The sequence below is a fragment of the Longimicrobium sp. genome (genome assembly GCF_036387355.1).
GTDB lineage: Bacteria > Gemmatimonadota > Gemmatimonadetes > Longimicrobiales > Longimicrobiaceae > Longimicrobium.
Genome location: NZ_DASVTX010000029.1, coordinates 1 through 9,223 on the forward strand (window position 1 = coordinate 1; position 9,223 = coordinate 9,223).

10 protein-coding genes and 1 tRNA gene are annotated in these 9,223 nt (G+C 71.3%); 7 read left to right on the plus strand and 4 right to left on the minus strand.

The features are described 5' to 3' along the window. Nucleotides 1-10 precede the first annotated feature (10 nt). The 6 genes from VF665_RS25980 to VF665_RS01415 all read left to right on the plus strand — a co-directional run bounded on the left by VF665_RS25980 (nucleotide 11) and on the right by VF665_RS01415 (nucleotide 4,789). The gene (locus VF665_RS25980; RefSeq protein WP_414677946.1) at nucleotides 11-169 is read left to right on the plus strand and encodes a signal peptidase II; all 159 of its coding nucleotides are present in this window, start codon (nucleotides 11-13) and stop codon (nucleotides 167-169) included. An 18-nt stretch (nucleotides 170-187) separates the two neighbouring features. After that, nucleotides 188-1,363 carry an aminotransferase class I/II-fold pyridoxal phosphate-dependent enzyme gene (locus tag VF665_RS01395; RefSeq protein ID WP_331051608.1) on the plus strand — a complete coding sequence of 392 codons (1,176 nt, stop codon included), beginning with the start codon at nucleotides 188-190 and terminating at the stop codon, nucleotides 1,361-1,363. Between the two features lie 287 nt (nucleotides 1,364-1,650). Continuing rightward, complete coding sequence (locus VF665_RS01400; protein WP_331051609.1) at nucleotides 1,651-2,661, plus strand: hypothetical protein; 1,011 nt, start codon at nucleotides 1,651-1,653, stop codon at nucleotides 2,659-2,661. A gap of 102 nt (nucleotides 2,662-2,763) precedes the next feature. Beyond that, on the plus strand, nucleotides 2,764-3,720 hold the full coding sequence (locus VF665_RS01405) for a BON domain-containing protein (RefSeq protein WP_331051610.1): 957 nt from the start codon (nucleotides 2,764-2,766) through the stop codon (nucleotides 3,718-3,720). A gap of 151 nt (nucleotides 3,721-3,871) precedes the next feature. Next, nucleotides 3,872-4,510 carry a uracil phosphoribosyltransferase gene (gene upp / locus VF665_RS01410; protein ID WP_331051611.1) on the plus strand — a complete coding sequence of 213 codons (639 nt, stop codon included), beginning with the start codon at nucleotides 3,872-3,874 and terminating at the stop codon, nucleotides 4,508-4,510. Between the two features lie 3 nt (nucleotides 4,511-4,513). Then, nucleotides 4,514-4,789, plus strand: a complete 276-nt coding sequence (locus VF665_RS01415; protein WP_331051612.1) for a hypothetical protein — start codon at nucleotides 4,514-4,516, stop codon at nucleotides 4,787-4,789. An 84-nt stretch (nucleotides 4,790-4,873) separates the two neighbouring features. Here the strand turns inward: VF665_RS01415 and VF665_RS01420 are convergent, their stop codons facing one another. After that, nucleotides 4,874-5,248: an Ig-like domain-containing protein gene (locus VF665_RS01420; protein ID WP_331051613.1), complete on the minus strand. Its 375-nt coding sequence runs from the start codon at nucleotides 5,246-5,248 to the stop codon at nucleotides 4,874-4,876. Nucleotides 5,249-5,396: 148 nt separating this feature from the next. Beyond that, nucleotides 5,397-5,469: transfer RNA gene (locus VF665_RS01425), tRNA-Ile, on the minus strand. A 259-nt stretch (nucleotides 5,470-5,728) separates the two neighbouring features. Here VF665_RS01425 and VF665_RS01430 point away from each other — a divergent pair. Then, nucleotides 5,729-6,253 carry a flavin reductase family protein gene (locus VF665_RS01430; protein WP_331051614.1) on the plus strand — a complete coding sequence of 175 codons (525 nt, stop codon included), beginning with the start codon at nucleotides 5,729-5,731 and terminating at the stop codon, nucleotides 6,251-6,253. 99 nt (nucleotides 6,254-6,352) lie between these two features. Here VF665_RS01430 and VF665_RS01435 read toward each other — a convergent pair whose 3' ends face one another. Together VF665_RS01435 and VF665_RS01440 are read right to left on the minus strand one after the other, a co-directional pair. Then, nucleotides 6,353-7,816 carry a sensor histidine kinase gene (locus tag VF665_RS01435; protein ID WP_331051615.1) on the minus strand — a complete coding sequence of 488 codons (1,464 nt, stop codon included), beginning with the start codon at nucleotides 7,814-7,816 and terminating at the stop codon, nucleotides 6,353-6,355. Nucleotides 7,817-7,820: 4 nt separating this feature from the next. Then, nucleotides 7,821-9,223 (minus strand): ATP-binding protein (locus VF665_RS01440; RefSeq protein WP_331051616.1); only part of this gene is annotated, 1,403 nt, incomplete at its 5' end.

Here is a 9,223-nt window from a genome sequence, read left to right on the forward strand (position 1 = left end):
GGGCGACCGGCTGTACCACGGCGGCGTGACGGACTACATCTACGTGCACGTCTTTCCCTTCATCTTCAACTTCGCCGACATCGCCATCACCGTCGGCGGGGTGATCCTGGCCGCGCGCATGCTGCTGGAGCGCCCGCAGGACGAAGCGTCCGCCCCCACTCACGCCTGACCGGGACCGCCCGAACCGATGCCCAAGCTCGCCCGCCGCTTTCAGAGCCTTCCGCCGTACCCGCTCACGGACGTTCCCGCCATCAAGCGCGAACTGCGCGCGGCGGGGGTGGACGTGATCGACCTGGGGACCGGCGACGCCGACCTGGCGCCCCCGCCGGCCGCGGTGGAGGCGCTTCGCGCGGCCGCGCAGGACCCCATGAACTCGCGCTACGCCTTTCAGCTGGGGCTGGTGGAGTTCCGCGAAGAGATCGCCCGGTGGATGGAGCACCGCTTCGGCGTGCGGGTGGACCCGTTCAAAGAGGTGCTGCCCCTGATCGGCAGCAAGGAAGGCATCTTCCACCTCCCGTTCGCCTTCCTGGAAGAGGGCGACGTCACCATCATTCCCGACCCGGGCTACCAGGCGTACCTGGGCGGCACCGTGCTGGCGGGCGGAACGCCGTACATCGTCCCCCTGCGGCCGGAGAACGACTTTCTGGTGCCGCTGGACGAGATCCCGGCGGACGTGGTGAGCCGCGCGCGCATCCTGTACCTCAACTATCCCAACAACCCCACGGCCGCCGCCGCGCCGCGGGAGTACCTGGTGCAGGTGGTGGAGTGGTGCCGCCGCCACGACGTGATCCTGGCGTACGACAACGCGTATTCCGAGATCGCGTTCGACGGGTACGTGCCGCCGAGCATCCTGGAGATCCCGGGCGCCGGCGAGGTGGCCATCGAGTTCCACTCGCTGAGCAAGACGTACAACATGACGGGCTGGCGCGCCGGGTGGGCGGTGGGCAACCCGGAGCTGATCGGCGCGCTCACGCGGGTCAAGACGTTCAGCGACACGGGGCTGCCGTTCACCATTCAGCACGCCGGCGTGGCCGCGCTGCGGTCGCACGCGGACTGGGTGCCGGGGAATGTGGAAACCTTCCGCCGCCGCCGCGACGCGGCCGTGGACGCGCTGCGCGAAGCGGGCTTTGACGTGCCGCGCCCGCAGGCGTCCATGTACCTGTGGGTGCCCCTGCCGGAAGGCGTGCAGAGCGAGCCGTGGGCGCGGCGGCTGCTGCTGGAGCAGGGCGTGGCGCTGCTGCCGGGCAAGTCGCTGGGCGAGGGCGGCGAGGGCTTCGTGCGCATCGCGCTCACCTGCTCGGAAGACCGCCTTCGGCAGGCGGCGGCGCGCATGGCGCACATGCTGGAAACCGCCCCGGCCTGATCGTCCTGTCCACTGGAACCCCGACGCCCTCCCCGGTTCTCCGCGGAGGGCGTCGCGCGTTGTGCCTGCTCCGTTAACGGCAACCGCGTCTCTCACGGAGGTCGCTGAGGTTCACGGAGGTCACGGGGGAACAGAAACAGATCACCGCTCACACAGACACACGGAGGAGAACCGCAGGGCGGGGAAGCCGGTCTGTTCCTATTCCCTATTCCCTATTCCCTATTCCCTATTCCCTATTCCCTGCCGTTCCCCGGAACAGCGGCCGCACGCGGGGGTTACACCCTGCAATGACTTCCCCCGCTGTCGCCGACACGCCGCTGGATGCGGCGCCCTCGCAGCCCCAGCCGGCCGCGGCGGCGCCGCGCGTGCGTGCCCCGCTCAGCCGGCCGCGCCCGCCGCGCCCCGCGCTGGTCAGCAGCCGCGCGGTCGCCATCTCCGTCGTGCTGCACGCGCTACTGGGCATCGTGGTGTTCTCCCTCCCGGAGCGCCAGCCGCCCGCCGTGGCCGCGAGCGATGGGCGCGCGGGGGAGACGGTGCAGTACATGGACGTGAGCGAGTGGGGAGCGGTGGCGTCCGGGGGCGAGGCGGGCATCCCCAGCGGCATCCCCGCGCCCGAGATCAGCGCGGGCGCCATGGATTCCGTGCTGGACGGCACCCGGGCAGCCATCGCCTATCCGCGGACCACGCCCACGGGAATCCCGGGCGGCGTGGTGCGGCCCGGCGCGGCGGGAGCGGCGAGACCGGCGGGCGGAGCCGCCGGCGGGCGCGGGCAGGGAGCGCAGCCCGGCGCCCCGGCGGGAACGGCGGGAGGAACGGGGCAGGGTGCGGGGGCGGGAACGGGGCGCAATCCGCGCAGCATCGAGTACGGCGACCGGCGGCTGGTGGTGCGGCCGGAAGCCATCCCCGAACGCCCCATGAGCCGCGAAGAGCGCTACCAGCGGCACTTCGAGTCCGCCATCCACGCCATGAACGACAGCATGGCCGACGCCGCCGCGCGCAACCGCCCGCCCAACTGGACCTTTGGGCGCGAGGGCAAGAAGTGGGGGATGGACGACCGGGGCATCGTCGTCAACGGGGTTCACGTTCCCACGCCGCGCGTCGGTGTCGGCCGCCCGTCGCGCGAGATCGAGGAGGCGGCCCGCACGGAGCGCACGCAGCGCGCGGCCATCGACCGTCAGTCCGACGACATTGACCGCGACCGCAACCTGCGCGAGCGCGGCCGCGCCACCCGCGAACGCGAAGACGAGCGCCGCCGCCGCGAGCGCGAACAGCAGAACCCGCCACCCGCCACTCCCTGACCGGGACCGATTCAGGGGACGGGGGAGCACCGGAGCCGCATGGGAACGCGAATTGCTTTCCCGTGCGGCTCCAATCGTTTGTCCCGAAACGCGTTCAGGACCATGGCAGAGCAGAAATCCAAGCGCCCCAATCGTGAGTACGTGGTAGAGCTGGAAGAGCCGAGCAGCTCGCGCGGCCTCGTCTACGCGCTCGGCGCGCTGGGCGGGCTGGTGATCGCGGGCTTCCTGGCCCGCGGGGCGGGGGCGGAGATGGTTGCCGAAGTGGGGCAGCGCCTTCGCGACCGCGCCCGCCCCGCGCCGTGGGACGAGGGCGGCGACGAGGCCCCGCAGCCCGCGTTGGGCAGCCCCGGCCGGCTGCGCCGCGACCCGGAAGAGGACAGCGCGCTCATGGAGCTGGAAGACGAGGTGCTGGACGCGTTTCTGGACGATGAAGTGCTCTCCGCGCGCGGGATCGACGTGGGCGCCATCAGCCACGGGATCGTGGAGCTTTCCGGCGAGGTGTGGACGCGCGAGGATGCGCGGCGCGCCGTGGCGGTGGCCCAGAGCGTCCGCGGCGTGGAGACGGTGATCAACCGCATGGAGATCGGCGAGGAGCGCAGCCGGCTTCATGGACGGGAGAGCGCGGGATACGCCTTTTACGAGGATGGGGAAATGAGCGGATCGGAATGGAGCGGCGGCCACTCGGGAATGGGCGGGCGCCGGCAGGGCCGCGAGACGGACCCGGACCGGAGCGACGACTCGCAGCACATGCGCGAGGTGGAGATTGAAAAGGCCGACCGCGCGCAGTTTGCGGACGAGGGCTACCACAACCGTCCGCGCAACGCCGAGCGCGATGAGGTGCAGGAGGCCAACCGCACCAACTTCAGCGAGGACGAGCTGGACAACCAGAGCCCGTACGGCAAGCACGCCATCCCGGTGCCGGAGCAGCCGCAGGCCATGAACTCGCAGTCCCGCGTGGGCGAGGGCATGAAGCCCGGGGTGGAGCTGCGCCTGGAGCAGGCGGACGTGCCGGTGAAGCCGCACCAGCGGCAGCCCGGCGACGAGGACCGCGGCGTCTGACGGCGCGCGTTCCCGGATCCTGATGGACACGAAGCGCCGGAGCCCCGCTCCGGCGCTTCGTCGTTGGCCGCGGGGGAGCGCACGCGGGTTGACCGGCGGGCGAGGCGGGGCGTAGCTTGGCGCGCCGTTCATCCCCATCCGGAGAATCCCCGTGGCCACGTATCCCAACCTCACCGTCGTGGGGCATCCGCTGATCCGCCACAAGCTGGCCGTTCTGCGCGATGCGCAAACCCCCACCAAGCAGTTCAAGGAGCTGGTGGACGAGATCGCGATGCTGATCACCTACGAGATCACGCGCGACCTGGCGCTGGAGGCGGTGGAGATCGACACGCCGCTGGAGCGCACCACCGCGCACATGCTCGCCGGCAAGAAGCTCACGCTCGTCCCCATTCTGCGCGCCGGGCTGGGGATGGTGGACGGCGTGGCGCGGCTGATCCCGTCCGCGCGGGTGGGGCACATCGGCCTGTTTCGCGACCACGAGACGCTGCAGCCGGTGGACTACTACTTCAAGATCCCCAGCGCTCCGGAAGCGCGCGACTTCATCGTGCTGGACCCCATGCTGGCCACGGGCGGCTCGGCGTCCGCCGCGGTGTCGTCGCTCAAGCGCAGCGGGGCCACGCGGGTGCAGCTCGTCTGCCTGGTGGCGGCTCCGGAGGGTGTGCAGCGCATGCTGGAGGACCATCCCGACGTGCGGGTGTGGACGGCGGCGCTGGACCGCGAGCTGAACGCGCAGGGCTACATCCTTCCCGGGCTGGGCGACGCCGGCGACCGCCTCTTTGGGACGAGGTAGGAAATGAGCGCACGCGCAAAGTGGATCACCACGCTGCTCATGCTCGGCTTCGTGGGGTTCATGATCCACAGCAGCATTCCCCGTTCGCCGAACTCGTGCGAGGTGTGCCTGCGGTTCGGGGACCGCAAGGTGTGCCGCAAGGGCGCGGGCGAGACGGAGGCGGACGCCATGAAGGCGGCGCAGGAAAGCGCGTGCGGCGGCAACGCGCACGGCATGTCGGAAAGCATCGCCTGCCGCAACGCCACACCCGTCAGCGTGAACTGCACCGGCGAGGGCTGACCCGTCCCCATCCAGTGTCCGGTGGATAAACGAAAGCCCCGCGGGCAGGTGCGCTCGCGGGGCCTTCGCCGGTCCGGGGCGGGACTACTGCGCGCCGACGATGCCTTCCGCCGTCTGGCCGCCCGCGGTCGCGGTAATGATGGCGCGTCCAGGGCCCGCGCGCCGCACCACGCCGGCGGCATCCACGGTGGCCACGCTGCGGTTGCTGCTGGACCATGTCGCCTTGAAGTTGGACAGGGGCAGCCCGTTGGCGCCGACCGCCGAAATCTCGAACTGGCGCGGCTGGCCGGCGACTAGAAAGATGCTGTCCGGCGAGAGCGAGAGATCGGCGATGGAGGACTGGGCCGGAGTGGGAACGCCGTTCGCGTTCCCCTCGCAGGCGGCAAGGCCGGCGAGCGCGGCGCCGCAGACGATCAAGCCGCGGCCGAAGCGCGCGGCGGAATGGGACGGGATGATCACGTATGAAATCCTCGGATTGGGAGTCTCTGAATCATAACGGCGCCCCTCCCGGCCACCAAGCCGGTCCCGATCACAGGAGCCCCCCGGGCGCATGGTCCGGGGGGCTCCTGTTCCTTCGTGGGAGCCGCATGCTCCCCGTCACGGGCGATGGGCCGTGTGGGGTTCGAACCCACGACCGATGGATTATGAGTCCACTGCTCTAACCGCTGAGCTAACGGCCCGATGCGCGGAACGCGCCGCACGGTTCGGCGGCGTGTTCAGCACACGGAAAGTAGCATCAACGGCGCGCGGCATCAACGGGGTATGATCACGCCGTACGTGGCGCCAAACGGGAGCGTCTTCCTCCGCGCGGCCGCCGCGGTCCTTCACGGCCGGGGGCGCCCGTACCGCGGCGAGGATCTTGAAGCGACAGGACGCGCCTGCCCTCGATCCCCGAACCGGATGCCGGTCGACGATGCCTGATCGTACAAGGCGGTGCGCGTGAGCAGAAATCCCATCGTGGCGCGGGTACAGAGCCGCGCGCCCGAGCCCGCGAGCGAGGCGGAGGCAATCAAAGACCTGCTGCGCGAGGCGTTCGCGCGGTGGGCGTCCGGCGTCACCGTGGTGGCGGTGGATGACGGCGACGGCGTGCAGGCGATGGTGGCCAGCGCGTTCACCCCGGTTTCGCTGGACCCGCCGCTGGTGCTGGTCTGCCTGAACAGGCACGCGGGCATCCTTCCCAGCATCCGCGAGACGGGGAGTTTCGCCATCAGCGTGCTGGGCGAGGAGCAGCGCGGCGTGGCGTCGCGCGTGGCGAGCGGCATTGCGCTGGATGCCTCGCTGCTGGAGGGCGGGGAAGCCCCCGTGCCGCGCGGCGCACTCGCATCCATGGTCTGCACGCTGGAGGCGGTGCACCCCGGCGGCGACCACGAGATCGTCGTGGGCGCGGTGACGCGGGTTGAACTCGGGACGCCATCCGCGCCGCTGATCTACCACGCCCGCGGCTATTCCCGGCTGGCCGAGTAAGCCGCGGGCGAGAAGCACGCAGTCGCCGTTCGGATGAAAAAGGAAGGCACAGAGAACCGCGCGGTCTCTGTGCCTCCGTGTCTCTGGGTGAGACGCGCTTCACGTTCCGGGGGTGCTCCCCGCCTCTTCATCCACCTCCGACGTACTCTGCGCGGCCGGGGCGGCCGCCTGCTTGGGCGGGCCGGCGAGCGGCAGGGAGATCAGAAAGCGCGTCTCCCCCGGGCGCGAGTCCACACGGATGGCCCCCCCGTGGCGGCGCTGAATCACCTTGCGCGCGATGTCCAGCCCCAGCCCGGAGCCCTCGCCCACCCCCTTGGTGGTAAAGAACGGCTCCCAGATCTTGCGCTGGATGTCCGGCGGAATGCCCGGCCCGTCATCCGCGATCTCCACCTGCGCCTGGTCGCCGTCCACCCAGGTGCGGATGCGCAGGTGCCCCTTGCCCTGCATGGCATCCACCGCGTTGTCGATCAGGTTGGTCCACACCTGGTTCAGCTCGCCCGGGTACACGCAGACCCGCGGAAGGGCGTCGTCGTACTGCCGCTCCACCTCCACCCCGTGCTTGAGCTTGTGCTGCAGCAGGGTGAGCGTGCTTTCCAGCCCCGTGTGCAGGTCCACCTCCTTGAGCTCGGGGGCCTGGTCCATGTGCGAGTACTGCTTGATGGAGTGCACCAGGAACGAGATGCGGTCGGCGCTCTGCACCACCTCGCGCAGCAGCGTGGCCGACGCCTGCGTGGAGGCCAGCCAGCGCACCGTGTCTTCCAGCCGCGCCTCGCCCATCGTCTCCGCCACCTGGTCCAGCCGCCGGGGGGTAACGCCGCCCGCCACCAGCACCTCGGCCAGGTTCCACCCCTCCGCGATCCCGTGGTCGTCCAGCCAGTCGCTCACCTCGTCCTCGTGCGCGCTGCGCTGCAGCGGCGTCATGGGGAGCGCGGCCACACAGAAGGCGCGCGACTCGCCGTGCAGCGATTCCAGAAGCGCCAGCTGCTCCGGCTCCAGCGGGTGGGCGTGCAGCCGCAGCGAGGCCACCTGCGCCTGCGCCACCGTGTCGTCCAGCTGGGCGGCGGCGCGGCGCACGGCGGCGGCGGGGTTGTTCAGCTCGTGCGCCAGCCCGGCCGCCATCCGCCCGAGGGCGGCGAGCTTTTCCTGCTGCTGCATCTGGCTGTCCACCTCCTGCCGCCTCCCCACCAGGGCGGGGAGAATGACCTCCGCCACCGGCTGGCAGCTCACCACCAGCTGCCGCAGCCGGTCGCGCGGAATGCGGATCGCCTCCACCTCGCCCGTCGTCGTCGCGGTGGCGATGGCGGGGGAGCCGCTGAGGATGGAAAGCTCGCCGCTGAACTCGCCGGCATGATGCACCGTCAGCAGCAGTTCATCACCGGCCGCCATCTTGGTGACGCGCGTTTCGCCGGACAGCAGGACAAAGAAGTCGTAGTCCGTATCTCCCTGGCGGAACAGCGTTTCGCCGGGGGCGAAGCGCACGCGCTCGCCATAGTTCGCCAGCAGCGCGATTTCGGCTTCGCTGAAGCGGGGAAAGAGCCGCTCTTCCTGCGGGTCGTGAAGCATCCGGCTATCGCTCGGCAAACGGGGGATCAAAGGGAATCCGTACCTCGAACACGGTGCACCCGGGGCGGCTGCGGAACTGCAGCGTGCCGCCGTGCTCCGCCACCACGCGAAAGGCGGTGGAGAGCCCCAGCCCGGGGCCGCGCCCCACCTCCTTTGTGGTGTAGAAGGCGTCGAACACGCGCGGCTGCACCTCCGCGGGAATGCCGGGGCCGTCGTCTTCCACCTCCACCCGCGCTTGGTCGCCCTCGCGCGCGGTGCGCACGAGCACGCGGCCGCGGCGGCCTTCCAGCGCGTCGGACGCGTTCTCCAGCAGCGCGCTCCACACCTGGTTGAGCTCGCTGGCGTAGCCCCGCACGGCGGGGAGCGCGGGGTCCAGCCGCTGCTCCACCGCCACGCCGGACAGGCGCGGCGCCAGCACGGTGAGCGTGCTGCGCAGCGCCTGGTTCACGTCCAACTCCGTGAGCGCCGCCTCGCCCAGGCGCGCGAACCCCTTGACCGCGTCCACCACGGCCGCCACGCGCGCCGCCGCGTCCGCCGCGGTGCGGGCAAGCGACGCCGCCCGCAGCCGCACCTCCAGCCAGGCCACCGCGTGCGGCAGCGCCTCCGCGGGGAGCGCGTCGCGCAGCCGGTCCAGGTCCGCGGGGGTAATGCCGCAGTCCGCCAGCCCGGCGGCCAGGTGGTCGCCGGGGATCCGCGCCTCCGCCAGCCACTCCGCGCAGGCGTCCTCGGCCGCCATCCGCTCCAGCGCGCCCGCCGGCACCGCGCCCGCGTTCCCGCGGAACCCGTCCAGCAGCTCGCACTGGTCGTCGCGCAGCAGCGAGCCCAGCCGCGCGGAGTGCTCGGCCAACTCGTCCATGGACGCCTCCATCTCCGCGGTGGCGCGGCGGGCGGCGCTGGCCGGGTTGTTGAGCTCGTGCGCCAGCCCCGCGGCCAGCGTCCCCATGGACAGCAGGCGCTGGTGGCTCTGCGACACGGCCTCCAGCGCGCCCAGCCGGTTGGCCATCTCGCGCATAATGCCGATCCCCGCCTCCGGGCAGGTGGCCAGCAGCTCCCAGAACGCCGGGGCGGGCACCTCCAGCACCCGCGTGGGAGCGGTGGCGCGGCTGGTGGCCCAGAACGTGGTGCTCCCCATCATCACCGGAATCTCGCCGAACAGCGTGTCCGCGCCGTAGGTGGCAATCACCCGCTCGCCGTCGCCGATGCGCTGGGTGATGCGGATTTCGCCTTCCAGGATCACGAACACGCAATCCACGGGCTGGCCGTCCGCGCGGTGCACCTGGCCCACGGGGCGGTGGACCACGCATCCGGCCTCCGCGAAGCGCGCCAGGCACTCCTCGGGGAGATCGGCCAACAGCGCCACGCGGCGCAGTTCCTGGACGATGTTCATGGCGTCGCGGGTGATTCTGT

Bases quoted from the DNA above. Each gene is read 5' to 3' on its own strand.
- VF665_RS01400 (WP_331051609.1), top strand. From the start codon at position 1,651: ATGACTTCCCCCGCTGTCGCCGACACGCCGCTGGATGCGGCGCCCTCG.
- VF665_RS01405 (WP_331051610.1), top strand. From the start codon at position 2,764: ATGGCAGAGCAGAAATCCAAGCGCCCCAATCGTGAGTACGTGGTAGAG.
- VF665_RS01395 (WP_331051608.1), top strand. From the start codon at position 188: ATGCCCAAGCTCGCCCGCCGCTTTCAGAGCCTTCCGCCGTACCCGCTC.
- VF665_RS01415 (WP_331051612.1), top strand. From the start codon at position 4,514: ATGAGCGCACGCGCAAAGTGGATCACCACGCTGCTCATGCTCGGCTTC.
- VF665_RS01435 (WP_331051615.1), bottom strand. From the start codon at position 7,816: ATGCTTCACGACCCGCAGGAAGAGCGGCTCTTTCCCCGCTTCAGCGAA.